Source organism: Microbacterium sp. Soil_C_42, from assembly GCF_057656735.1.
This window is the reverse complement of record NZ_JBDGJU010000011.1, coordinates 1-24,545: the sequence shown is the minus strand read 5'-3', so window position 1 is coordinate 24,545 and position 24,545 is coordinate 1. Positions and strand designations below refer to the sequence as shown.

Here is a 24,545-nt window from a genome sequence, read left to right as displayed (position 1 = left end):
CGGGTCTGCGGGCCTATGCCCGATCGACCCCGCGCACCAGACTGGGTGCACTCCGGGCGCTGTGGCCCGGCCACCCCGTGGGGAGTCCGACATGGCCGCACTCGGCGAACAGCTCTTTCGGCGCAAGCCCATCGTCATCCAGCAGAAGCACCACAAGGGCGAGGAGCTCGCCCGGAACATCGGCACCTTCCAGCTCATGATGTTCGGCGTCGGCGCGACCGTCGGCACCGGGATCTTCTTCGTGCTGAGCGAGTCGATCCCCGAGGCGGGGCCCGCGGTGATCATCTCGTTCATCGTCGCCGCGATCTGCGCCGGCCTGTCGGCGCTGTGCTACGCCGAGCTCGCCTCGGCGATCCCCGTGAGCGGCTCCACCTACTCGTACACGTACCACGCGCTGGGCGAGATCTGGGCGGTGATCATCGCGGGCTGCGTACTGCTCGAGTACGGCGTCGCCGTCTCGGCGGTCGCGGTGGGCTGGAGCGGCTACTTCAACGAGCTGCTCGAGAACACGCTCGGACTCCGGCTGCCGGATGCGCTGTCGGTGTCGTTCATCCCCGGATCCGATGGCGCGGCGACCGGCGGGATCATCAACCTGCCCGCCGTCGTCCTCGTGGGCCTGTGCTGCCTGCTCCTCATCCGAGGCGTCGCAGAGTCGGCCACGGTGAACACGATCATGGTGCTCATCAAGCTGGGCGTGCTGGTGCTGTTCATCGTCCTCGGCTTCACCGCGTTCAACGCCGACCACTTCGAGGACTTCTTCGCGTTCGGCGCGGCCGGCATCAGCGCCGCCGCGGCGACGATCTTCTTCTCGTTCATCGGCCTCGATGCCGTCGCGACGGCGGGCGAGGAGGTGCGCAACCCGCAGAAGGCGCTCCCCCGCGCGATCATCGGCGCCCTCATCATCGTCTCGACGGTGTACATCCTGGTCGCCATCGCGGGGCTCGCCGCCGAGCCGGTGGAGTTCTACTCCACCGAGGAGGCCAGCGAGGCGGGCCTCGCCCAGATCCTGGAGAACATCACGGGCAACCCGATCTGGGGCACGATCCTGGCGGCCGGCGCGGTCGTCTCGATCTTCTCCGTGACGCTGGTGACGCTGTACGGCCAGACCCGCATCCTGTTCTCGATCTCACGGGACGGGCTCGTGCCGCGGAAGTTCCTCAAGGTCAACGCCAAGACGATGACGCCCATCTACAACACGATCGTCGTCTCGGTGATCGTCGCCATCGTGGCCGGGTTCGTGCCGTCCGACTATCTGTGGGACACCGTCTCGATCGGCACGCTGGTCGCCTTCAGTGTCGTGGCGCTCGCCGTCATCGTGCTGCGGCGCACGAAGCCCGACCTCGAGCGACCCTTCCGGGTTCCGCTCTACCCGGTGGTGCCGATCCTCACCATCGCCGCGTGCGTCTACATCCTGTCGGGGCTGGCGGCCATCACATGGGTGATCTTCGGCGCCTGGATCGCGATCGTGCTGCTCTACTACTGGTTCTACGGACGAAAGCACGCGACGCTGAACGACTACACCTCGGCGGAGCAGATCGCCGAGCCGATCCATCCCGAGGACGAGACGTGACGTACCTCGTCGGCTACGGACCGCGAGGCGACGATCGCAGCGCGATCGAGCTCGCGTTCCAGTTCGCCCGCTCGCATCCCGAGCCGGTCGTGGCGGTGTCGGTCGTCCCGCAGGGATGGGGCACGCCGCTCGCCGGCGGCGTCGACCGCGAGTATGAGGAGTGGGCCGCGGGCGAAGGCCGGCGGAGTGCGGAGCTCGCCCTGTCGGACTTCGCCCACCATCCCGGGATCCCCGCCGAGGCGGTGTGGGTCGCCGGCAGATCAGCGCCGGCGACGCTGATCGAGCAGGCCGTCGCGCGAGACGCGGGGATGATCGTGGTGGGATCCGCCGAGGAGGCGGAGCCGGGGCGCGTGCAGCTGACCTCGAAGACCGACCGGCTCGTGCATTCCTCGCCCCTGCCGGTGGCCATCGCGCCACGGAGTTTCCGCACGACGAGCGCCGTCACGAGGGTGACCGTCGGCTTCCGCGACGACGATGCCAGCTGGTCGCTGCTGAACCGTGTCGCGGAGTTCAGCAGACTCGCCTCGGCGCGGATGCGCCTGGTCACGTTCCTCGTGAACCCGTCACGCCGCCCCGTCACCACCGACATCAGCCACGCGCAGACCCAGGTCATCGAGCTGTGGGGCGCGCAGGCCGCCGCCGCGCAGCAGGAGGCGGCAGCGCATCTGAAGACCCTCGGGTTCTCCGACCACGATCTCGAGTACGGCATCGCCGCCGCGGGCGACTGGGGCACAGCGGTGTCGTCGGTCGGCTGGACCGAGGGCGATGTCATGGTGGTGGGCTCGTCGTCGACGCACCGCCTGGCCCAGGTGTTCCTGGGCTCCAGCGCATCGAAGATCCTGCGCAACGCACCCGTGCCCGTCGTGGTCGTGCCGGGCGCCGGCGCGTAGCCCTGCACAGAATCGGAGGCTCTCGGCGACACGCCGGGTCACAGCATCCCGAGCCCGCGTGTCAGGCAGATCCTCCGATTCTGTGCGCCAGGACGCGACGGGGATGCTGCGCCGCGAGGTCGCGGCGCAGCATCCCCGTCTCAGCCGGCTAGAGCGAGAGCCCGTGACCGAAGCGGAACAGCGGGTCGGCGGTGTCGAACGGCACGTCGGGGCGCGACGCCTCCACGGCCGCCATCGAGCTCGGCACGTCGAACGGCAGCTTGCCGGTCGCCGGGGATCCGCCGGTCAGGACGTCGAGCAGAGCACCGGCGTTCGCTCCCCAGTTCGCAGTGACCGCGGCCGCGGCATCGACGATCGGGCCGAGGATCGCGGGACGGTCGAGGAACACGTCCACGACCGTCGGCACGACCGACGACACCGCGCGCACATGGGCGACGACCTCCTCGGGGAAGTCGAGCGACCCGGCGTGGAAGAAGTTCTCGAACATCGAGGCGCGCTGCTCGTAGGGTGCCTGCAGGCGCAGGATCGCAGCATCCGCCTCCTCCGGCTTCTCGACGATCTCGCCGTAGTGAGCCGCCGCCTCGGGCGCGATGCCCTCGACGTAGAGCTTCAGTCCGCGGCGCAGCGGCAGGGCGCCGTCGTTGGACAGCACGGCGATCGAGGCGCGCTGCGCGGCCTCGCCGGCGGCGCGGAACTGCGTCGAGCCGACGATGGCGTCGGCCGCCTCGACGTCCACGTACGGGTTCTCGAACAGGCCCAGCTCGAACTTCTCGCGGAGCAGACGGCGGGCGGAGACGTCGAGGCGCTCCTCGCTCACGCGGCCGTCGCGCACGAGGCCGAGGAGCAGCTCCGGGTCGTGCTCTCCGCCGAACTGGTCGGCGCCGGCGTCGAGGATCTTCACCATGCGCTCGGCGGGGCTCAGGTGCTCCACGCCCCACGCGCGGGCGGCGAAGTCCGTGCCCATGATCGGCTGGTCGGTGACCAGGCCCCAGTCGGTGCAGACGATGCCGTCGAAGCCGAAGCGCTCGCGCAGCAGGCCCGTGAGCACGCCCTTGTTGAAGCCGAAGCCGACCTCCTCGTACTCGGTGCCGACCGGCATGCCGTAGTACGGCATGATCTGGCGGCCGCCCGCGGCGAAGATCTCCTCGAACGGCTTGAGGTGCAGCTCGAACTGCCCGCCGGGGTAGACCTGCTCGCGGCCGTAGTCGAAGTGCGGGTCCTCGCCGTCCTTCTGAGGGCCGCCGCCCGGGAAGTGCTTGGTCATCGTGCTCACCGAGCCCGGGCCGAATGCGGATCCCTGGAAGCCGCGCACGTACGCCGCGCCCAGCTCGCCCGCGAGAGCTGCGTCCTCGCCGAACGTCTGCAGCTGGCGTGCCCACCGCGACTCGGTCGCGAGGTCGACCTGCGGGTGCAGCGCCACGCGGATGCCGACGGCCGTGTACTCCTGGCGCGCGATGTCGCCGAAGCGCTGCACCAGGTCCGCGTCACGGGTCGCCGCGAGACCGAGCGGCTCGGGCCACTGCGAGAACGGGCCGGCGAACATCGCGGCGCCCGGGTTGTCGCTGAACGAGTGGCGCGGATCGGTCGAGATCGACACCGGGATGCCCAGGCGAGTGGATGCCGCGAGCTCCTGCAGCTTGTTGTGCCAGGCCGCGATGTGACTGGCCTTGGGCGCGACGCCCAGCAGGTTGAAGTGGTTCATGTGGCGGCCGGCCACGTACTCGCGGTTCGACGGGATGCCGAAGGCGGAGTCGCCCTCGGACAGCTCGCCGCCCTCGCCCATCACGATCATCGTCTGGAAGAAGAGGCCCGCCTTCTCCTCCACCGTCATCTCGGCGAGGAGCAGCTCGACGCGCTCCTCGACGGGCAGGCTCGCGTCCAGCCAGGGCCGGTCGGATGGGGCAGTGGTCGCCGCATCCGCGATCGTCGTCGTGGTGTCGGTCATCACTTCACTCCCTTGATGCGGTAGACGAGCACGGCGCCGGCGAGGGAGACGAGCGCACCGAAGAGGTAGTACACGGTGTAGCCGCCGAGGGAGGTGGTGGCGCCGAGGGCGATGATGCCCGGGGCGATCGCGGGGGCGATCGACTGCGGCAGCGCGTTGGCGATGTTGAGCACGCCGAGGTCCTTCGCGGTGTCCTCGCGGTTGGGCAGCACCTCGGTCGCCAGGGCCAGGTCGACCGACATGAACGAGCCGGCGCCGAAGCCGATGATCGCCTGGGCGACGAGGACGACGGCGATGCTCGGCGCGAATGCGAGGGTCACGAGGCCGACGACCATGATGACGCCGGCGATCGCGACGAACGGGCGGCGCTTGCCGATCTTGTCGGAGAGCACGCCGCCGAGCGGGCCCGAGATGGCCATGGCGACCATCGAGGCGAGGTTGGCGATGAGGATCGTGGTGATCGCGGTCTGCTCGTCGAGGCCGAACTTCTCGGTGAGGTAGAAGGGCAGGAACGTCGCGATGCCCGCGTAGCCGAACATCACGAGGAACTTGGTGAGCCAGGTCCAGCCGAAGTCGGGGTGCTTGGCCGGGTTGAAGACGAACGAGCCGAAGAACTGGCCGATCGTGAACTTCTGCGCGGGCTTGTGGTCGAGGCGGCGGTCCTTCAGAACGAGGACGAACAGCACCGCGAGCACGGTGGCGATGGCGGCGGGCACGACGAAGCGGGCGAAGTCGTCCGACAGGAAGTTGACCAGGAACGAGCCGGCGAGGATGCCGAGCGGCGTGGTGAGCCCCACGATGCCCGACACCTTGCCGCGGCCGGTGACCGGCACCTGGTCGGGAAGCGTCGCGTTGGCGGCGGCGAGCACGGCGTTCATCGAGGTCTGCACGAGGCACCATGCGATGAGCACGACCCACACCGACTCGGCGACGCCGATGAGGGCGAAGCCTCCGAGGCCGACGAGCGTGCCGCCGAGGATCCATGGGCGGCGCATGCCGAAGCGGGAGATCGTGCGGTCGGACAGGCGGCCGGCGAGCGGGTTGGCGATGAGCGCGAACAGCGCGCCGACGCCCATGATGAGCCCGAGGTTGGCGGTGGCGGTGCCCTCGGGCGAGATGTGCTCGACCTTGAAGGCCATCGAGACGAGCACCGGCGTCAGCAGCGCGAGATAGACGCCGAAGTTCACCGCGGCGAGGCCGGGGGTGTAGCCCCGGGGAGTCTTCTCGGGCGTGGTGCCCGGTGCCTTGAAGCCGGTCGTTCCGGCGGCCGCAACCGTCGCGGCGGGCGACATCTCTGTCATCGGAGTCCTTTCTCGGGTGCGACGCGCGTCGACTCCGACGCGCGTCCAGGCACGAGCGTACATGAAACCCGACCGTTTGGTAACTGAAAGTCGACCGCCTGGTAATCGACGAGGATAGGATGGGCGCAGGCGAGCGCGGGGAGGCGGTGACGACGTGACGACGACCACCGCACCCGGCGCCGTGCCCACCGTGCGCACCGCCCGCACCGAGCAGACCCGCGCCGCGATCGTCGCCGCAGCGCACGACGCTTTCGTCACCCGGGGATACCGCGCCACGTCGCTGCGTGACATCGCGGCTGCCGCCGGCATCAGCCACCCCGGTCTGCTCCGGCATTTCGCCACGAAGGACGAGCTGCTCGCCGCCGTGGTCGACCTGTTCGAGCGCGACAACGAGACCGAGCTCCTCGAACGCATGGCTGCTGAGGACCCCGGCACCCTCGCCTACAGCGAGATCGCGCGGCGCAACGAGACCGTGCCCGGATACCTGGCGCTCTTCGCCGCGCTCACGGGCGAGGCATCCACCCCCCGCCATCCCGCGCACGAGATCGTGCGAGACCGGTACGCGCGCCTGCGCGAGCTGTCGACGGACGCCATCGACGAGGCGATCACCCAGGACACCGTCGCGGCGGACCGCGACCCGCGCGGCGAGGCCGTGCGCGTCGCCGCCGCGTGGGACGGGCTCCAGCTGCTCGCGCAGTACCTTCCCGAGCGGGTCGACATCGCCGAGACCCTCGAGACGTACGAGGCGTCGCTCACACTGCCCGTGGGCTGGCGCGACGCCGACGATCCCGCACCCGCCTCGACGGCGGCGCCGGTGCCGCCGATGCCTTCCGTCGCGGCACCGGATGCTGCGCCCTCGGGCTATCGCGTCGGCCGCGAGCGCCGCGCCCTCATCGTCGACGGCGCCACCGCGCTCTTCGCCGAGGAGGGCTACGGCGACACCAGCCTGCGCGACATCGCCGAGCGCGTCGGCGTCTCGAAGTCGACGCTGCTGCACTACTTCGGGTCGAAGGAGGATCTGCTGAGCACGGTGCTGAGCCACCGCGACCAGCAGATCGAGTCGCGGGCGGACTACGCTCCCGCCGACCGGGCGGTCGAAGAGCTGCGCGCCCTCCCCCGCGGCGCCAGCGTCAACGCGGCGAGGGCTCCGGGCCTCATCGAGGTCTACGCCGTGCTCTCGTGCGAGGCGGTGCCCGCCGACCATCCCGCGCACGCCTACTTCGAGGAGCGCTTCCGCGGCGTGGTGGACCACTTCGCCGCACTGTTCCGCGCCGCCCAGGAGGACGGCGACCTCCCCTCTCACCGCGACCCCGAGTTCGAGGCCCTCTGGCTCACCGCGCTCTGGGACGGCCTGCAGTACCAATGGCTCTACGACCGCTCGTCGGTGGATGTCGCGGCCCAGCTCACGGCGCACCTCGACGACGTGCTGCCGCGGTGACCGATCAGGCGGCGGCGACCACCGCGAGCACGGCCTCGCCGTAGGCCTCGCGCTTCTTGGCGCCGATGCCCGAGACACCGTCGAGGTCGGCGAGGCTCGCGGGCCGGCGCTCGGCGACGGCGCGCAGGGTCGCGTCGCCGAACACGATGTAGGCGGGCACGCCGAGCTCTTTCGCGACGCCGGCGCGCCACGCGCGCAGCGCCTCGAAGAGGCCGGCGTTCGCAGGGTCGAGCGTCTCGGGAGCGGTGGATTTGCGCACGCGTGCGACGCCGCCGGAGCGGCCCATCACGTCGCGGCGCAACGGCACCGGCGTCTCGCCGCGCAGCACGCCCGCCGCAGAATCGCCGAGCGCGAGCGTGCCGTACTCGCCGCGGGCGACGAGGATGCCGCGGGCCAGCAGCTGGCGGATCACGCTGCGCCAGTCCTGATCGCTGAGATCGGCGCCGAGCCCGTACGTCGATAGCTGGTCGTGGCCCTGCTGCCGGATGCGGTCGGTCGAGGCGCCGCGGAGGATGTCGACGAGGTGACCGGCACCGAACGCCTGGCCGCGCTCGCGCTGCAGGCGCACGATCGTCGAGAGGAGCTTCTGCGCGGGGACGAGTCCGTCCCAGGTGTCGGGCGCCTCGAGGCACGTGTCGCAGTTGCCGCACGGGGCAGAGGCTTCGCCGAAGTAGGCGAGCAGGTTCTGGCGGCGGCATCCGACCGTCTCACAGAGGCCCAGCATGGCGTCGAGGTGCTGGCCGAGCCGGGTCTTGAAGGCGCGGTCGCCGGGCGACTGATCGATCATGCGGCGCTGCTGCACGACGTCGCCGAGTCCATAGGCCATCCACGCGACGGAGGCCTCGCCGTCGCGGCCCGCCCGGCCGGTCTCCTGGTAGTAGCCCTCGACAGACTTCGGCAGGTCGATGTGCGCGACGAAGCGGACGTCGGGCTTGTCGATGCCCATGCCGAACGCGATCGTGGCGACCATGACGACGCCGTCCTCGCGGAGGAAGCGGGACTGGTTGGCGGCACGCGTCTCGGCGGGAAGACCGGCGTGGTACGGGAGCGCGTCGACGCCCTGCGCCGAGAGGAACTCGGCCGTCTGCTCCACCGACTTGCGACTGAGCGCGTAGACGATGCCCGCCGCGCCGGACCCCTGCGAGCGGATGAACGCGACGAGCTGGCGCCGCGGGTCGGACTTGGCCTCGATGCGGTACTGGATGTTGGGCCGGTCGAAGCTCGAGACGAAGTGGCGCGCCTGCGGCAGCTGCAGCCGCTCGGTCATCTCGCGGTGCGTCGCGGGGGTCGCCGTCGCCGTGAGCGCGAGATGCGGCACCCCGGGGAATCGCTCGGCGAGGGCGCCCAGCGCCAGGTAGTCGGGGCGGAAGTCGTGACCCCACTGCGACACGCAGTGCGCCTCGTCGATCGCGATGACGCTGAGCTGTCCGCGCGCGAGGAAGCGGAGCGTCGCCTCGGTGTTCAGCCGCTCGGGGGCGACGTAGAGGAGATCGAGCTCGCCCGCCAGGAACGCCCGCTCGACGGCCGCGCGCTCGGGCGGCGCCTGGGTCGAGTTGAGGTACGCGGCCCGCACGCCGTTGGCGAGGAGCGCGTCGACCTGGTCGTGCATAAGGGCGATGAGGGGGCTCACGACGAGCCCCGTCCCCGGGCGGACGAGCGCCGGAACCTGGTAGCAGACGCTCTTGCCGCCACCGGTGGGCATCAGCACGACGGCATCGCCGCCGGCGATCACGTGGTCGACGATCGCGCCCTGCTCGCCGCGGAACGCGTCGTACCCGTACACCTCGCGCAGCACGGTGGCCGCGTCGGCGCCCGCGAAGTCCCGGCGCGGACCGGCGCCTGTGAACTCCCGGCGCGAACCGGCGCCCGCGAAGGGGTCGATCGACGTCGAGCCGCCCGCCATGGGGTCGGGCGGCGGCATCCATCCGTCCTCCGGCGGCGCCCACGAATCGTCGGGCGCAGGAGCGAACTCGGGCTCCCACGCGAGGTCGGCGTACGGGTCGCCCTGGGGGATTGTCACCCGTCCCAGGGTAGCCGCGGGATCCGACGCGCTCCCCCGCCAGCCCCGCCCGGTGCACAACCCGAGCCGAACCCATCTCCCCGGGTTGTGGGGAGGAGCCTCCCGGCATCCTCATTTGAGGATCAGGGCCGAGATGAGGAGCGGCGCGCCGGGGTCGGGGCCGCACTTCGGCCCTGGACCTCAATTGAGGAGCGGGTGGAGCCCGCAACACCCCGAGCTCAGCACCACTTCTCCGCGAGCGTCGTGATGACGTTCGCGTTGCGGTTGGTCGCGACGCCCAGCAGCTTCGCCGCGCGGAGCGGATCGACGGTTCCGGCCTGGTAGCCCGGGCCGAGAAGCGCGTGCGCGACCCTGCCGCGCACCACCATCTCGCCGGCATCCGTCGTCAGCCCCTCGATCTCGGCGATCGTGTCGGCCTGTGGCGCTTCCTTCAGCAGATACACGTAGTGCCGCTCCAGGCCACGCCGGCCCGCGGTGAGGACGACGGCGTCACGGGCGATCGCCGCAAGCTCGTCGATCGTGAACACCATCGTCGGCACGTCGAACCCGCGGTCCGCGGCGAAGGCGTCCTCGAGCGCCTTCTCGATCTTCGCCCGCGAGCGCAGCGTCGCCGTGAAGCGCACGTTGCCCGTGTTGATGTGGGTCTGGACGTCGGTGAACCCGACGCTCTCGACCACGCGCACGATGTCGCCCTTCGGGAACTTCCGGTTCGCCCCGAGGCTGATCGCCCGCAGGAACGCCACGTAGGTCGGCATGACGCCATCATCCCGGATGCCTCCCTCCCGCCGCATGCGGTAGCGTCACCCGCATGCAATGCCTGTGACCCGTCTCCGTCACCACCGGTCTGCGCGATCCGCGCAGCCACAGAATCATGGATGCCGCGGGCCGGCGTCCGCGAAAGGCATCGCATGTTCCCCTCCTCGTCGTCCCTGCCCCTCACCGGCAAGACCGCCCTCGTCACCGGCGTCTCGCGCCGGCGCGGCATCGGCTTCGCCGTCGCCGCCCAGTTCGCGCGGCTCGGCGCCGACGTCTTCTTCCACCACTACCGCCCGCACGACACACGCCTGCCGTGGGGCGGCGACGACCTCGACGCCGTGCGCGAGGGTCTGCGCGCGGAGCTCGCGCCGGGCGCGCAGCTCGGCGACATCAGCGCGGACCTGCGGGACGCGGCTGGGCCCCCGCACCCGGAGGCTCCGGGCGCCGCGCCGACGGCGCCGGGAGGGGGCGTGGGGACCCCCCGCCTCGTCATCGAGGCCGCCACGGCACTGACCGGGCGGCTCGACATCCTGGTGTGCAATCACGCGCAGTCGGGCGACGACGGGTCGATCCTCGACATGACCGCCGAGCGGCTCGACGCCTTCTGGCAGACCAACACGCGCTCGACGCTGCTGCTCACGCGCGAGTTCGCAAAACTGCACGCGGGCGCACCGGCACCCGACTCGCGCCCCGGCGAGCGGGTCGAGCGGCGGGGGCCGTTCGCCGAGCCGACGGGCCGCGTGTTCTGGATGACGTCGGGCCAGATCCACGGCGCGATGCGCGGCGAGGTCGCGTACGCGGCCAGCAAGGCGGCGCTCGCCGGCGTCACGAAGACGGTGGCGGCCGAGCTTCTCGACCTCGGCATCATCCTCAACACGATCGATCCCGGGCCGGTCAACACCGGCTATCTCGACCCCGAGACGACCGACCGGCCGCTCGACGAGATCGAGGCGTGGATGCGGTCGACGCCTTTCGGCCGCTTTGGCGAGCCCGCGGATCCCGCGCGGCTCATCGGCTGGCTCGCGACGCCCGACGGCGCGTGGGTCGTGGGCCAGGTGCTGTCGACCGACGGCGGGCTCGGGCTCGGCTGAGCGCGTCGCAGCCGCAGCCGCAGCCGCAGCCGCAGCCGCGGCGGGGTGCGTTGCGCGAGGGGCGCGATCGAGGCGTTCGGGGCGTTCGTGCTACAGCCGCACGACCTCGGTCACCCGCACCACCGCGGTGCCCGCCTCCTCCGACGCTGCGAGGTCGACCACGCCGCGGATGCGCCAATCGTGATCGCCCGCCGGGTCGTCGATCGTCTGCTCCACGCGCCAGAGCCCCGAGGACGCAGCATCCGTCTCGTCCACGGTCACGAGCCGCGGCGACCGGGCCGCCCCGCCCGTCAGGATCTCGTCGTGGTCGTCGAAATAGGCGTCGAGAGCGGCAGGCCAGTCCACCTCGGGGTCGAGCTCGACGAGCTCCTCGTCGCGCTGCAGCGCGGCGAGCTGCACCCTCCGGAACAGCTCGTTGCGCACCAGCACGCCGAACGCGCGGCGGTTGGTGAGCACCGACGGCGGAGCCGGCGGAACCACGGGAGCCGACGGGTCGTCGACGGGGTTGATCAGCGCCTCCCACTCGTCGACGAGGCTCGAATCGACCTGTCGGACGACCTCCCCGAGCCACGCGACCAGATCGTGGAGGTCGTCGTTCTGCGCCTCGGCCGGAACGGTCTGGCGCACCGCGCGATACGCGTCCGAGAGGTACCGCAGCACCAGTCCCTCGCTGCGCGCGAGCTGGTACAGCGAGATCAGCTCCGAGAACGACAGCGCCCGCTCGAACATGTCGCGCACGACCGACTTCGGTGACAGCTCGAAGTCGCGCACCCACGGCTGGCTCGACGCGAAAACCTCGTACGACTGCGCGAGCAGCTCCTCGAGCGGCTTCGGATACGTGACCTCTTCGAGCAGAGCCATCCGCTCGTCGTACTCGATGCCGTCGGCCTTCATCGCGGCGACGGCCTCGCCGCGCGCCTTGTACTCCTGCTGCGACAGGATCGGCCGCGGGTCGTCGAGCGTCGCCTCGATGACGCTCACGACGTCGAGCGCGTAATGCCCCGTCCCCACGGCGCCCGCCGTGTCGTCGGGGTCGAGCAGCTCGATCGCGGCGAGCGCGAACGGAGACAGCGGCTGGTTGAGTGCGAAGTTCGGCTGCAGATCGACGGTGAGACGGATGCTGCGGCCCTCGCCATCGCCTCCGCTCCGGTCGATCTCCACCACGTCGGCCGTCAGCAGCGTGCGGAAGATCGCGATCGCGCGCCGCGCGAGCTCGTACCGCCGGGCGCGCGGCTCGTGGTTGTCGAACACGAGGCTGCGGACGTTCTCGAACACGTCGCCGCCGCGCGCGATGACGTTGATGAGCATCGCGGCGGTGAGCTGCAGCTGCGGCACGAGGGGCTCGGGCTCGGCCTCGACGAGGCGCTCGAACGATCCGAGGCCCCAGTTGACGACACCCGTCGGCGCCTTCTTGCGCACGATCTTCTTGCGCTTGGCGGGGTCGTCGCCGGCCTTGCGGAGCGCGGCCTCGTTCTCGATCTCCCACTCCGGCGCCATCACGACGACGGTGCCCGAGGTGTCGTAGCCGGCGCGTCCCGCACGACCGGCGACCTGGTGGAACTCGCGCGCGGAGAGCTGGCGCATCTTCGTGCCGTCGAACTTCGACAGCGCCGTGATGAGCACGGTGCGGATCGGCACGTTGATGCCGACGCCGAGGGTGTCGGTGCCGCAGATGACTCGGAGGAGCCCTCGCTGTGCGAGCGTCTCGACGAGCCGGCGGTAGCGCGGCAGCATGCCCGCGTGGTGCACGCCGATGCCCGCGCGCACGTAGCGCGACAGGGTGCGGCCGAACGCGGTCGTGAAGCGGAAGCCGCCGATCGCCTCGGCGATCGCGTCGCGCTGCTCGCGGGAGACGATCTTGATCGACGACAGCGCCTGCGCCCGCTCCATCGCGGCGGCCTGCGAGAAGTGCACGATGTACACCGGCGACTCGCCGGTCTGCAGCAGCTCTTCGACCGTCTCGTGCACGGGCGTGCGGGCGTACGAGAAGTGCAGCGGCACCGGGCGCTCGACGCCGGTGATGCGCGAGACCGTGCGGCCGGTGCGGCGCTCGAGGTCCTCGGCGATCGTCGTGACGTCCCCGAGCGTCGCCGACATCAGCACGAACTGCGCGCGCGGCAGGAGCAGCAGCGGCACCTGCCAGGCCCACCCGCGATCCGAGTCGCCGTAGTAGTGGAACTCGTCCATCACGACCTGGTCGACCGCGGCGTCCGCACCCTGGCGCAGCGAGAGGTTCGCGAGGATCTCCGCTGTGCAGCACACGATCGGGGCATCCGGATTCACCGACGAATCGCCGGTGACCATGCCCACGTTCGCGGCGCCGAAGATGTCGACGAGCGCGAAGAACTTCTCGCTCACGAGCGCCTTGATCGGCGCGGTGTAATAGGTGCGACCGCCACGGGCGACGCAGGCCGCGTGAGCCGCGACCGCCACGAGCGACTTGCCCGTGCCCGTCGGCGTCGACAGGATCACGTGCGACCCCGACACGATCTCGATGACCGCCTCGTCCTGCGCGGGGTACAGCGCGAAGCCCTGATCCCCCGCCCACTCCACGAACGCGTCGTACAGCGCGTCGGCGTCGGGCGCCCCCGCGGGCGCACCCGAGGCCTCGGCCGCGGCACTGATGGTCTCGAGAAGCGTCACCGTCCGAGTCTGCCAGGTCGCAGCATCCGCTCGTCCTGGCGGTCGCCGCGCTCGCTCGCCCCCCTCGCGCGCCCCCTCCCCTTCGCGGATCCGGAATTCCGGAGCCGCGAGCCGGGTCGGTCGCGGGCGGCTGTGCGGCGGGAAGGGGCGGTGCGGGCGGCTGTGCGGCGGGAAGGGGCGGTGCGGGGGCATGAGAGAAGACGGATGCCGCGGCCCGCGGCATCCGTCAGCCCTCGCGGATCAGCGCCCGAGCGCGTCCAGGATCACGTCGGTGTAGGCGGTGTACCCCGCGTATGTCGGGTGCAGATAGCCGGCCGGGTCGCCTACCAGGTCGAACCCGAACCACGGGTCGCTGGGCACGAGCGGCACGAGCTGCACGCCGTGCCCGGCGAACGCGCCGACCACGTCGGCGTAGAGCACGTTCGCGCCGCCCGCGGCTGCCGCGCCGACGGCGCCCTGGATCGCGGCGTTGAGGGCGTCGGTCGCCCCGTTCACCGCGGCGACGAGAGCGGCGAGCTGGGCGAACTGCGGGGCGCCCGGCGGCGCCGCGAGCAGGTGCGGATAGCCGGTGACGACGATGGTCGCGTTCGGCGAGCGCTCGGCGACCGATCCGATCAGCGAGCTGAGCGGCATCACGATCCCCGGTGCGGAAGCGACCGCCATCTGGATCGCGGCGAGGCACGGCGCGGAGTCCCCGCCCGCCGCGGCGGCCGCGCACGCGGCGTAGACCTGGTCGAGGTCGAGGTCGTTCGCGCCGACGGTGAGCGTCACGACGTTCGTGCCGCGGTTCACCTGCGACAGCTGAGCCATGGTGTCGGCGATCGTCGCACCGGAGCACCCGGCGTTGCGCAGCAGGTTGAACTTCGGCGCCTGGTCGAGTTGGGCTGCGTAGCCCCCGTCCGTCCGGACGCAGGCGTCCAGCGGTACGCCGCCGCCCTGGCCCGCGGCGATCGAGTCGCCGAGGGCGACGTGTTTGGCGACCAGCAGCGGCGAAGCCGTGGCGGGTCCTGCCGCCCCCGCGACGAGCACGACGGCCCCCAGCGCGACGGCCGCGAGCGCGGCCAGAATGCGTCGTTTCATGATTCCCCTTCGAATCCGTGGACGGATCGATCGATTCCCCCGAATCGGCCCGCGCAGTGCGGACGAGGCCGACGATAGACCCGTGGCGACCGTCCCGCCAGGGGTCCGCGTGTGCGCGCGGTGGCGGAATCGCGCGGCGGACCCGTACGTTGAGTAGGACGACGGAGGGACTGAAGTGACCGAGACGCAAACGCAGACCATCGTGACCCGCAACGACGAGGATCGCCGCTACGAGGGGCACGTCGACGAGGTGCTCGCGGGATTCACCGTGTTCCGCATCGACGCGAAGGGCCGCCTGCACTTCCCGCACACCGAGGTCGACCCCGCCTTCCGCGGCCGGGGCATCGCCCAGACGGTCGTGGCGGAGGCGATGGCGGATGCCGCCCGCCGCGGCGAGACGGTCGTGCCGCACTGTCCCGTGGTGGCGAAGTACCTCCGCACGCACGACGTGCCCGGGCTCACCGTCGAGTGGCCCGACCAGCCGCACCCGGAGTGATCGGAGCCGGCGACATGACCCGACTGGACGCCGACGACGCCGTCGCCACCGAGTCTGCGGTCGAGTGTGTCCCCGTTCCTCCTCCACACGGCGCTGGCGCACCGCGCGGAGCCTCTCGGGACGGGGGCCCAGGTCCTCGCACCCTCCTGCTCGAGGCCCGCGAAGTGCCGCTCGGTGGCGTGCGCGCGATGTCGGTGCACCGCGCACTCCCGCAGCGCGAGCTGCCGCTCGTGGGCGCCTGGTGCTTCCTCGACCGATTCGGTCCGCAGGAGACGCGCATGCGCGTCGAACCTCACCCGCACGTCGGCCTGCAGACGGTGACCTGGCCGTACCTCGGCGATGTGCGCCACCGCGACTCCGTCGGCAGCGACGTCGTCGTGCGGCGCGGCGCCCTCAACCTCATGACGAGCGGCGCGGGCATCGCCCACTCCGAGTACTCGGTCGGCGAGGATGCCGCTCCCCTCGACGCCTTGCAGCTCTGGGTCGCCCTCCCCGAGTCGCGACGCCACGGCGGACCCGCGTTCGAGCAGCATGCGGTGCTGCCCGAGGTGGAGCTCGCGCCTGTCGCCGGCGACGCAGGTTCGGCCACGGTCGTGCTCGGCGAGCTCGCGGGCGTCGCGTCGCCGGCAACCGTCTACACGCCGATCGTCGGCGCGGAGCTGCGGATTCCGGCGGGCTCGACGGTGACGGTCCCGCTCGACCCCGCGTGGGAGCACGCGCTCGTCGCCGTCTACGGCCAGGCCGCCGTCACGGCGGACGCCGGCGACGACGTCGTGGTCGACGCGGCGCACCTCCTCTACCTCGGCACGCACCGCGACGATGTCGTGATCTCGAGTCCGGCCGGGGCGACGCTGTTCCTCCTCGGCGGCGAACCGTTCGAGGACGACGTCGTCATGTGGTGGAACTTCGTCGGCCGCACCCACGAAGAGATCGTCGAGGCCCGCGAGGCCTGGGAGGCGGGCTCCGACCGCTTCGGCCGCGTCGTCGATCACGGCGACGAGCGCATCCCCGCTCCGCCGATGCCCGCCGTGCGCCTGACCCGGCGCCGGCGCCGACTGTAACCCGTCCCCCGCACGAGTCTTGGCGGAACGGATGCTGCGGGCCGCAGCATCCGAAATCCACAGACGCGAAGGGCGCCCGGGCCTGAGCCCGGGCGCCCCCGCTGTGTCGGTACGTGTTACGGCACGTCGACCGAGACCACGGTGCGCACCTGCGAGTCGCCGTAGCGGACGACGCCCAGGTAGCTGCCCTTGTCGAGACCCGACCACGACAGGTTGTATGTCGCGGCCTGTCCCTGCTGGGCGGCCAGCGTGCTCGGGTCCGCGGTGAGCGCACCGACGCCGCCGGGGCCGACGAGCGCGCTCGTGGCCGTCCAGGTGAACGGAGCGGTGAACGCGTACACGTTGGCCGAGATCACGTACCACCCTTCTTCCGGCTCCGTGATCTGCACCGCCTCGTCCGCGGACGCGGTGGCCGACTGCCAGCGCTCGTAGTAGCGCAGGTCGGTCGGGCTCACCACACGGTAGACCGTGAGGTCGAGGTCGGTGCCCGACGTGTCGACCGACGAGTTCAGCGCGAACTTCGCCACGTCGATGCCCTCCGGCACCTGGACCAGCACGTTCGTGGTGCCGTCGTTCGCCTCGCCGGTCTTCTCCGTGCCGTCGATGAGCACGTCGGCCTTGGCGAGGCCGAGCACCGTCAGAGGCAGCTGCCCGGTGAAGCCCGGGGTGACCGTGATGTCGAGGTCGCCTTCGGCACCGGTGCCCGCTGCCGTCGGCGGCGCGTCGGCGCTGACCGGGTAGACCGCGATGGGCGAGCGCACCGTGTTGCCGGCGCCCGTCCACGTGAGGAATCCGGTCGCCCACTTCTCGAGCGACGCACCGGCCGTCGTGAAGGTCACCGTGAAGGACTTCGACTCGCCGGCCTTGAGGTTGAGCGTCGCCGGTTCGACGACGGCGTCCACGCCCGGGACGTTCACCGACGCCGTGTACGTGCCGGCGGTGGTGGCCGTCACGGTGCGCGTGACCGTCTGCGTGCCCGCGAGCGCGCCGATGCCGATCGAAGCGAGGTTCAGGTCGCTCGGGTCGATCGGGTCGACGCCGTCGAAGTAGTCCTGCCCGAGGGCGCCCTCGAGGTACCCGGCCCAATCGACGATGCCGTTCTCGTACACGAGACCCGGGGTGAAGTATCGCTTCGGATCGACGTGACCTGCACCCTGCGCGAACGTGTCGGCCGTCTGCTGCCCGTTCGCGTCGACGAGGTTGTACGCCGTCGTCATGAGCGCGGACTTGATCTTCGCGGGCGACGCCAGCGGCTCCTCGCCGAGGTACAGCGCACCGAGGCCGGCCACCTGCGGCGACGACATCGACGTGCCCGACTTGAAGCCGAACGTGGGCTTCTCCCTCGGCCCGCTGTGCGTGGCCGCGAGGATCGCGACGCCGGGCGCGGAGACATCGGGCTTGATGACGTCACGGCCGTCCGCGAGGATCGGGCCGCGGCTCGAGAAGCCGGCGATCTGCGGAGTCGGCGTCACCTTGCCGGTCACGTTGTCGCCCACGAGCGTCGCCGTCGCGCCGGCACCTGCGGTGCGCACGTAGTCCAGCAGCGCCGCACGGTACTGCGCGTCGATGTGGACGGTCGGCACCGAGTGGAAGTCGTTGTCGAGCGATCCGGCGGTCACGTTGACGAGGATCATCGCCGTGCCGCCCGCCGCCTTGACCTCCTGCGACTTCTCGACGCGGGCGTTGGTGCCGCGGTCGCAGACCACCGTCTTGCCGGCCGCCTTGGCGGGGTCGAGCGTCCCGATGAAGCACAGCGCCGCCTCGTTCGGTGCGGCGCCCGCCTTGGCGATGTCACCCGCGTACACGACCGGTCCGGTCAGCTCCTTGCCGAACGGCACCGTCACCGATGCGCCCGCGGCCTGGAAGCCGTTGGGCAGCTTGACCGTCCCCTCGTAGGTCGGGATCGTGGATGCCGCGACCGTCGTGTACCAGGGCGAACCGTGGTCGGCGGTCGAGGCGCCCGGGCCGTCGTTGCCGGCGCTCACCGCGACGAAGACGCCCGCCGCGGCCGCGCCCAGGAACGCGTAGTCGTCGGCGCTCAGCACGGTGGATGCCGCGCCGCCGCCGATCGAGTAGTTGATCACGTCGACGCCGTCCTCGACGGCCTTGTCGATGGCCGCGATCAGGTCGCTGCCGGCGCAGATGTCGTCGGTCGTGACGAGGTCGTCCGGTCCGACGTAGCAGGCCTTGTACGCCGCGACCTTGGCCGCCGGAGCGACGCCCGAGATCTTGCCGAAGCCGATGCCCTCGACCGACGCGTCGACCCCGAAGTTGCCGGCCGCGGTGCTCGCGGTGTGCGAGCCGTGGCCGTCGCCGTCGCGGGGCGACAGGAAGTCGGAGCTGAAGTCGAAGCCCGACGCCGCCGCACCCTCGGAGAAGTACTGCGCACCGATGAGCTTGGTGTTGTAGTGGCGCTTGTCCCAGCTCTGCGCGATCGTGATCGGCCCGCGGAACTGGCCGCCGTCCGCCTTGTCGAAGACGATCGTGTCGCCATTAACCGTGTACGGGACGCCCGGAGCACCCGTCTTCTTGAGCTGGTCGCCCGCGAACGAGGGGTTCTCCGGCGCGATGCCCGTGTCGATCACGCCGACCACGACGCCCTTGCCTGCCTCGCTCACACCGCCGACGGCATCCCAGATGCCACCCGAGCCGGTGGTGTTCGAGCCGAGGCCGAGGAACTCCGTCGACGGAACGGCGGCGGTGGGGTGGTAGATCTCGTCGGGGAAGACGCCGAGCACATCCTTGTCCGCGCTCAGCTCGGCGACCTGCTTCGCCGTCAGCGCGGCGCTGAAGCCGTTGACGGTGACGCCGTACGACTGCTGGGGCGTGACGCCGGCCTCGGCCGCGACATCCGCCTGCTGCTTCTTGAGGTGCGCGAGGTACTTCTTCGAGTTCGTCGAGTGGGCGTCCAGCTGCGTGCCCTTGTCGGGCTTGCTGCGCTGGATGCCGCTCGTGCCGCCCTGGTAGGTGGCGAGGGGCGCGTCCTTGAGGAGGACGATGTACTGGCCGTCCTCGGCGTTGATGGGGGTCGGGGTGCTCACCTCCTCCGGGACGCTGCCGAAACTGGCGGTGGCGGTGCCCGTGAACAGTGCGGCGAGTGTGACGACCGCGGCTGCTCTGACGGAGGATCGACCCATACGTGGCCTCCATTGATATGTGGGGGAGTCGCTGCGCCACATCGTCGGGGCGCAACGGATTCAAACGTAACTGCCAGGTGAATCTCAGTTAATGAGAGCTTAGTGAGAATCGCGAGGCCGCCTCCCAGTACGCTGGGCATGTGGCTGCCCGCACCCGGATTTCGACGAGCGTTCTGCTCACCTGCGCCGCCATCGGCGTCGCGACCGGAGTTCTGCAGGCGGGCGCGGGAGCGATCAGCGGCTTCGTCTCGGCCGGTGCGCCGGTCCTCTACGGACTCGTCCTCGGCGTGCACGTGCTGCCCGGGGTCGTCGCGCAGGAACTGCTGCGCCGCCCCTGGGTCGCGCTGATCACGCACATGGTCGCCGCCCTCGTCGCGAGCGCGGTCGTGCCGCTCTGGATCGGCCGATACATCGGCACCGCTCTCCTCATCGGCGGACTGCAGGAGATCATCGCCGCGACCTCGCGCTACAAGCGCTGGGAGCCGTGGCGATTCTTCCTCTCGGCGGTCATCGTCGGCGTCGTCATCGCGGCCGCGATCTGGTTCGCCGCCGACGTGACCCGCTTCCCGCTGTGGGGTCAGATCGTCTACGTGGCTCTGTTCATCGTCGGCCCCGTGGCATGGACCGCCGTGGGTCTCGCGATCGGCTCCGCGCTGCGGCGCGCGGGGGTCGCCCGGCGCAGTCAGCGCTGACGCATCCGTCGCCCCGGAGCCGTTTCGCCGCCACGCGGTCGGCCGGTAAGTTAGGGAAGGCTAAGTTTCCCTCGACGATCGGATGCCCGTGTCTGCTGCCGTGCCGCTGCTGCGCGTGCGCGAGCTCGGCATCACCCACGACGGCGAGACCACGCCGGCGCCGGCATCCGTCTCGTTCGATGTCGCCCCCGGTGAGGTCGTGCTGCTCCTCGGCCCGAGTGGGTCCGGCAAGTCGACGCTGACCCTCGCCCTCAACGGGCTGCTGCCGCAGGCGGTGCCGGCGACCGTCACCGGATCGGTCGAGGTCGACGGCCTCGACACGCAGGCGACGCCGGTCGCCGAGCTCAGCACCCGTGTCGGCATGGTCTTCCAGGACCCCGATGCGCAGCTCGTGACCGGCACACTCCTCGACGAAGTGGCCTTCGGGCCGGAGAACCTGCGGATGCCGGTGGCCGAGGTGCTCGCCCGCGCCGAGGAGGCCCTTCGCCGAGTGGGCCTGTGGGAGCGCCGACGCGAGAACCCCGACCGCCTGTCGGGCGGCGGACGCCAGCGGCTCGCGATCGCGTGCGCCCTCGCCATGGGGTCGCCGCTGCTCGTGCTCGACGAGCCGACCGCGAATCTCGACCCCGCCGGGATCGAGGAGGTCTACGCCGCCCTCGCCGAACTCGTCGCAGCCGGCGACCGCGCGATCCTCCTCGTCGAGCACAACCTCGACGCCGCCGTCGGCTTCGTCGACCGGGTCGTCGTGCTCGACCACGACGGTTTCCTCGCCGCCGACGGTTCGGTGGACGACGTGCTGCGCGGCCGCGCGGACGATCTCCACGCGATGGGCGTGTGGCTGCCGGTGTCGACGATCGCCGCCCTGCGGCTCCGCCGCGCGGGCTTCCGCCTCGACCCGCTGCCGCTGACCCCCGACGAGCTTCGGGCGGCGCTCGACTCCGAGCCCGCCCCGTCGGCCCCCGCTCCCGCCGGGGTTTCGCGCGCGCCTCTGCCCGCAGCATCCGGAATTCGGACAATCGCGACGATTCCGGATGCTGCGGCCGCCGCGCTCCGGAAACGCGACGAATCTCCGAATTCCGGATCGGCGAATAGGGGTGGGGATGCGCCGCTGATCCGCGTCAGGGGCCTCACGCTCCGCCGCGGCCGCACCGAGGTGCTGCACGACGTCGACCTCGACGTGCCGCGGGGCGCCTTCGTCGCTGTGGTCGGAGCGAACGGCGCGGGAAAGACGAGCCTCATCCAGGCCCTCGCGGGGGTTGTCTCGCCGCCCAAGGGCACGGTGCACGTCGACGGGCTCGACGTCGGCCGCGCCGACGCGCGCACGCTCAGCTCGCGCATCGGCTTCGTGTTCCAGAACCCCGAGCACCAGTTCATCGCGCACACCGTGTTCGACGAGATCGCGCACGGACTGAGGCGCCAGCACCTGTCGGACGACGAGGTGCGACATCGCACCGAGGCGCTCCTCGAGCGCTTCGGACTCGAGGCGAAGGCCGAGAGCCACCCCTTCCTTCTCTCGGGCGGACAGAAGCGGCGCCTGTCCGTCGGCACCGCCCTCGTGGCCGGCGCCCCGGTGCTCGTGCTCGACGAGCCGACGTTCGGCCAGGACCGGGCGCGCGCCGACGAACTCCTCACCCTCCTCTCCGAGCTGAACGCCGAGGGCACCACGATCGTCGTCGTCACGCACGACATGCAGCTCGTGACCGACTACGCCGACCGCACCGTCGTGCTCGCCGACGGCCGCGTGCTGGCCGAGGGCCCGACGACCGACCTGTTCGCCGACGACGCCCTCATCGCCCGCGCGGGCCTGCGTCCCCCGCCCCTCCGCCGGGCCCTGCAGGGCGTGCGGCGACATCCCGAGCTCTCCCGCATCGCCCGCCTCGCCGACCTCCCCGACGCACCCGCACCCCTCCCCACGTCGCGTTCGCAATTCAGGACCGATGCAGGCGAACCCGCCCGAATCGACCTGCCGAGCCCCAACGATCCTGAATTGCGAACCGGATCGACGCCGACGGCCGCACCGGCCCCGCACGCCACGGGAGGTGCCGCGTGACCGACACCGGCCCGCTCACCGCGGCGACGGCCGCGCACTCGACGTTCGATCCGTACGCGCGGCGGGTCGAGGCATCCGCTGTCCGCTTCCTCTACGGGATGAACCCGCTCGCGAAGCTCGCCGCGCCGCTGCCCGCGATGGCGCTGCTCGTGTTCGTGCGGGATCTCGCCACCCCCGCCGCGTTCGTTGCGCTCGCGTACGTCGTGCTGCTGGTGGGGGTGTCGTTCACCCGGCGCCTCGCGGCGATCCTGTTCCTCGCGCTGCCGCTCAGCGCGCTCGTCATCGGTTTCGGGTTCGCACTGTGGACCGACGCGTCGCGGGTCGACCAGTCCGTCGTCGTGTGGCAGCTCGGCGGCTGGACCATGTACGGCGGCGCGCTCGAAGTGGGCTTCGCCACGGGTCTGCGCCTCGCCGCGATCCTCGCCCTCACGCTCATCGCGGGGCTCTCGACCAGCGGACCCGACCTGGTGCGCGCCTCGGTGCAGCAGCTGCGCGTGCCCTACCGCATCGGGTACACGGCGCTGGCGGCGTTCCGCTTCGTGCCGCGGTTCGGGCACGAGCTCGACGTCATCCGCCAGGCGCACCGCGTGCGCGGCGCCCACTGCGGGCGCGGGCCCTTCGCCGCCATCGCCCGCTGGTTCGGCTACGTCGTGCCGCTCATGGCCGGCGCCATCCGTCACGCCGAGCGGGTCGCCCTCGCCATGGACGCCCGCGCGTTCGGCGCGCACCCCGACCGCACCGAGCGGTACCTCGTGCCGTGGCGCGTGCGCGACACCGTGTTCGTGCTCGCGTTCTGGCTCGCGTCCGCCGCGCTGTTCGCCGTCTTCTTCCCCTGGGGCCTCTGACCCCCTCGCCCTCCCGACAAGGAGCACCGACATGGCTCATCCTCGACTGGTCAAGCCCGAGACACAGGGACTCGTGCACCTCACGGTGCTGCGCACCGAGCGCCTCTCCCCGCACTGGATGCGTGTGACGCTCGGCGGCGGCGAGATCGAGCGGTTCCGCGCCCTGGGCTACGACCAGTGGTTCCGCCTGTTCCTTCCCCTCGGGGGCGACGAGGGCCTCGAGCGCCTGCCCGCGAAGGCGAACAAGATGCTCGGGTACCTCAAGTACCTCCGCATCCCCGACGGCGTGCGCCCGGTCATGCGCAACTACACCGTCCGTGCGTTCCGCCCCGCGACGGCGACCACGGGTGCCGAGATCGACGTCGACTTCGTGCTGCACGGCTCCGCGGCCGACGGCACCGCGGGTCCCGCTTCGCGCTGGGCGGAGTCCTGCCGGCCGGGCGAGAGCGTCGTCGTGATCGACGAGGGCCTCGCTTTCAACCCCGACCGCGGCACCGACCGGGTCGTCCTGGTCTCCGACGAGACCGGTCTGCCGGCGATCGCGGGCATCTGCGCCGCACTGCCATCGCATGCGACCGGCCTCGCGATCGTCGAGGTGCCCTCCGGCGAGGACGCGCTCGACTTCCCGCATCCGGCCGGGATCACGGTGCGCTGGATCGTCCGCGACCACGACGTGAAACCAGGAACCCCGGCGCTGCAGGCCCTCCGCGACGCTTCGATTCCGGATGCTGCGATCCACGCGTACATCGTCGGCGAGCAGGCGCTCGCTACCGAGGGCCGTCGGCACCTCGTCGGCGAACGCGGCGTCCCGAAGGACCTCGTGAGCTTCTGCGGCTATTGGCGCGTCGGCGCCGCCTCGCCCGCCCCGAAGTCCCAGCGCACGACGGCCGAGGCCCGCTCGTGAGCGGGCCCGCCGCCCAGACGCCCGCCGCGTCGGTGCCGCCGCGCAACACCCGCGGGCGCGCGACCACCGCGTTCCTGCTGACGTGCGCTGCCATCGGCGTCGCCGGCGGCGTGATGCTGTGGGGCGCAGGCTGGATCTCCACCGTGCTCTTCGCGACGGTGCCGTTCGTCTCGGTCGCGATCGCGGGTCTCTGGCTCCTGCCGGCCATCGTCGCGCTGCGCCTGCTCGAGCGCCCGTTCGCCGGCATCCTCGTCGGCGTGATCTCGGGGCTCGTCGTGTTCCCGTTCCTCGGGGCGGCGATCTGGTGGGCGTTCTTCGCCGAACTCGCGTTCCTGGTGACCCTGTACCGGTCGTGGCGCACGTGGCAGTACTACGCCGGAGCCGTCTTCGTCGGCGCGATCTACCCCGTGCTCGCCGCCGCGTCGTTCGACCTGTGGGCGATGGAGCCGTGGGTCCTCGTCGCCTTCTTCGCCCTCACGATCGCGAGCTGCGTCGCCGGCGTCGCGCTCGGCATCCTGGTGGCCGACCGCCTCCGCAAGGCCGGGGTCGCCAAGCTCGCCCGTCGTCGCGGCCTGGCGTCGCGCGGCCTCGGCCGCGGCGCGGGTCCCGCAGGCCAGCACTGACCC

18 protein-coding genes are annotated in these 24,545 nt (G+C 71.4%); 11 read left to right on the top strand and 7 right to left on the bottom strand.

The annotated features are described in order from the left end of the window. Positions 1 to 91 precede the first annotated feature (91 nt). Together AC3A46_RS08985 and AC3A46_RS08980 are read left to right on the top strand one after the other, a co-directional pair. The gene (locus tag AC3A46_RS08985; protein WP_487664860.1) at positions 92 to 1,570 is read left to right on the top strand and encodes an APC family permease; all 1,479 of its coding nucleotides are present in this window, start codon (positions 92 to 94) and stop codon (positions 1,568 to 1,570) included. Then, positions 1,567 to 2,460, top strand: a complete 894-nt coding sequence (locus tag AC3A46_RS08980) for a universal stress protein (protein WP_487664859.1) — start codon at positions 1,567 to 1,569, stop codon at positions 2,458 to 2,460. The genes AC3A46_RS08985 and AC3A46_RS08980 overlap by 4 nt, the downstream gene beginning before the upstream one ends. A gap of 148 nt (positions 2,461 to 2,608) precedes the next feature. Here AC3A46_RS08980 and AC3A46_RS08975 read toward each other — a convergent pair whose 3' ends face one another. After that, positions 2,609 to 4,405: a glycoside hydrolase family 3 protein gene (locus tag AC3A46_RS08975; RefSeq protein ID WP_487664858.1), complete on the bottom strand. Its 1,797-nt coding sequence runs from the start codon at positions 4,403 to 4,405 to the stop codon at positions 2,609 to 2,611. Beyond that, on the bottom strand, positions 4,405 to 5,706 hold the full coding sequence (locus tag AC3A46_RS08970; RefSeq protein ID WP_487664857.1) for an MFS transporter: 1,302 nt from the start codon (positions 5,704 to 5,706) through the stop codon (positions 4,405 to 4,407). The genes AC3A46_RS08975 and AC3A46_RS08970 overlap by 1 nt, the downstream gene beginning before the upstream one ends. Positions 5,707 to 5,860: 154 nt before the next feature. Between AC3A46_RS08970 and AC3A46_RS08965 the strand changes: the two genes are divergently transcribed. After that, positions 5,861 to 7,144: a TetR/AcrR family transcriptional regulator gene (locus AC3A46_RS08965; RefSeq protein WP_487664856.1), complete on the top strand. Its 1,284-nt coding sequence runs from the start codon at positions 5,861 to 5,863 to the stop codon at positions 7,142 to 7,144. 4 nt (positions 7,145 to 7,148) lie between these two features. Here the strand turns inward: AC3A46_RS08965 and recQ are convergent, their stop codons facing one another. Beyond that, the gene (recQ, locus tag AC3A46_RS08960) at positions 7,149 to 9,164 is read right to left on the bottom strand and encodes a DNA helicase RecQ (RefSeq protein WP_487664855.1); all 2,016 of its coding nucleotides are present in this window, start codon (positions 9,162 to 9,164) and stop codon (positions 7,149 to 7,151) included. A 218-nt stretch (positions 9,165 to 9,382) separates the two neighbouring features. Next, positions 9,383 to 9,919 carry a DUF1697 domain-containing protein gene (locus AC3A46_RS08955; RefSeq protein ID WP_487664854.1) on the bottom strand — a complete coding sequence of 179 codons (537 nt, stop codon included), beginning with the start codon at positions 9,917 to 9,919 and terminating at the stop codon, positions 9,383 to 9,385. A 153-nt stretch (positions 9,920 to 10,072) separates the two neighbouring features. Here AC3A46_RS08955 and AC3A46_RS08950 point away from each other — a divergent pair, with 153 nt between their 5' ends. Then, positions 10,073 to 11,011, top strand: coding sequence for an SDR family oxidoreductase (locus AC3A46_RS08950; RefSeq protein WP_487664853.1), 939 nt, complete (start codon positions 10,073 to 10,075; stop codon positions 11,009 to 11,011). Between the two features lie 90 nt (positions 11,012 to 11,101). On the opposite strand, the gene AC3A46_RS08945 is transcribed toward AC3A46_RS08950, so the two are convergent. Continuing rightward, the gene (locus AC3A46_RS08945; protein ID WP_487664852.1) at positions 11,102 to 13,654 is read right to left on the bottom strand and encodes a DEAD/DEAH box helicase; all 2,553 of its coding nucleotides are present in this window, start codon (positions 13,652 to 13,654) and stop codon (positions 11,102 to 11,104) included. 240 nt (positions 13,655 to 13,894) lie between these two features. After that, on the bottom strand, positions 13,895 to 14,734 hold the full coding sequence (locus AC3A46_RS08940) for a GDSL-type esterase/lipase family protein (RefSeq protein ID WP_487664851.1): 840 nt from the start codon (positions 14,732 to 14,734) through the stop codon (positions 13,895 to 13,897). Between the two features lie 175 nt (positions 14,735 to 14,909). Between AC3A46_RS08940 and AC3A46_RS08935 the strand changes: the two genes are divergently transcribed. After that, positions 14,910 to 15,230 (top strand): GNAT family N-acetyltransferase, encoded by a 321-nt coding sequence (locus AC3A46_RS08935; RefSeq protein WP_487664850.1) that lies wholly within the window; start codon positions 14,910 to 14,912, stop codon positions 15,228 to 15,230. A 14-nt stretch (positions 15,231 to 15,244) separates the two neighbouring features. Next, a complete protein-coding gene (locus AC3A46_RS08930; protein ID WP_487664849.1) occupies positions 15,245 to 16,291 on the top strand; it encodes a pirin family protein in 1,047 nt (348 codons plus the stop codon). A 116-nt stretch (positions 16,292 to 16,407) separates the two neighbouring features. Here the strand turns inward: AC3A46_RS08930 and AC3A46_RS08925 are convergent, their stop codons facing one another. Then, positions 16,408 to 19,428 (bottom strand): S8 family serine peptidase, encoded by a 3,021-nt coding sequence (locus tag AC3A46_RS08925; protein WP_487664848.1) that lies wholly within the window; start codon positions 19,426 to 19,428, stop codon positions 16,408 to 16,410. A 140-nt stretch (positions 19,429 to 19,568) separates the two neighbouring features. On the opposite strand from AC3A46_RS08925, the gene AC3A46_RS08920 reads away from it, so the two are divergent. The 5 genes from AC3A46_RS08920 to AC3A46_RS08900 all read left to right on the top strand — a co-directional run bounded on the left by AC3A46_RS08920 (position 19,569) and on the right by AC3A46_RS08900 (position 24,542). Next, positions 19,569 to 20,120, top strand: coding sequence for an ECF transporter S component (locus tag AC3A46_RS08920; protein WP_487664847.1), 552 nt, complete (start codon positions 19,569 to 19,571; stop codon positions 20,118 to 20,120). Between the two features lie 82 nt (positions 20,121 to 20,202). Further along, on the top strand, positions 20,203 to 22,170 hold the full coding sequence (locus AC3A46_RS08915) for an ABC transporter ATP-binding protein (protein ID WP_487664846.1): 1,968 nt from the start codon (positions 20,203 to 20,205) through the stop codon (positions 22,168 to 22,170). Further along, positions 22,167 to 23,015: an energy-coupling factor transporter transmembrane component T gene (locus AC3A46_RS08910; protein ID WP_487664845.1), complete on the top strand. Its 849-nt coding sequence runs from the start codon at positions 22,167 to 22,169 to the stop codon at positions 23,013 to 23,015. The genes AC3A46_RS08915 and AC3A46_RS08910 overlap by 4 nt, the downstream gene beginning before the upstream one ends. Before the next feature lie 31 nt (positions 23,016 to 23,046). Continuing rightward, positions 23,047 to 23,919 carry a siderophore-interacting protein gene (locus tag AC3A46_RS08905; RefSeq protein ID WP_487664844.1) on the top strand — a complete coding sequence of 291 codons (873 nt, stop codon included), beginning with the start codon at positions 23,047 to 23,049 and terminating at the stop codon, positions 23,917 to 23,919. Continuing rightward, positions 23,916 to 24,542, top strand: coding sequence for an ECF transporter S component (locus AC3A46_RS08900; RefSeq protein ID WP_487664843.1), 627 nt, complete (start codon positions 23,916 to 23,918; stop codon positions 24,540 to 24,542). The genes AC3A46_RS08905 and AC3A46_RS08900 overlap by 4 nt, the downstream gene beginning before the upstream one ends. Positions 24,543 to 24,545: the final 3 nt, after the last annotated feature.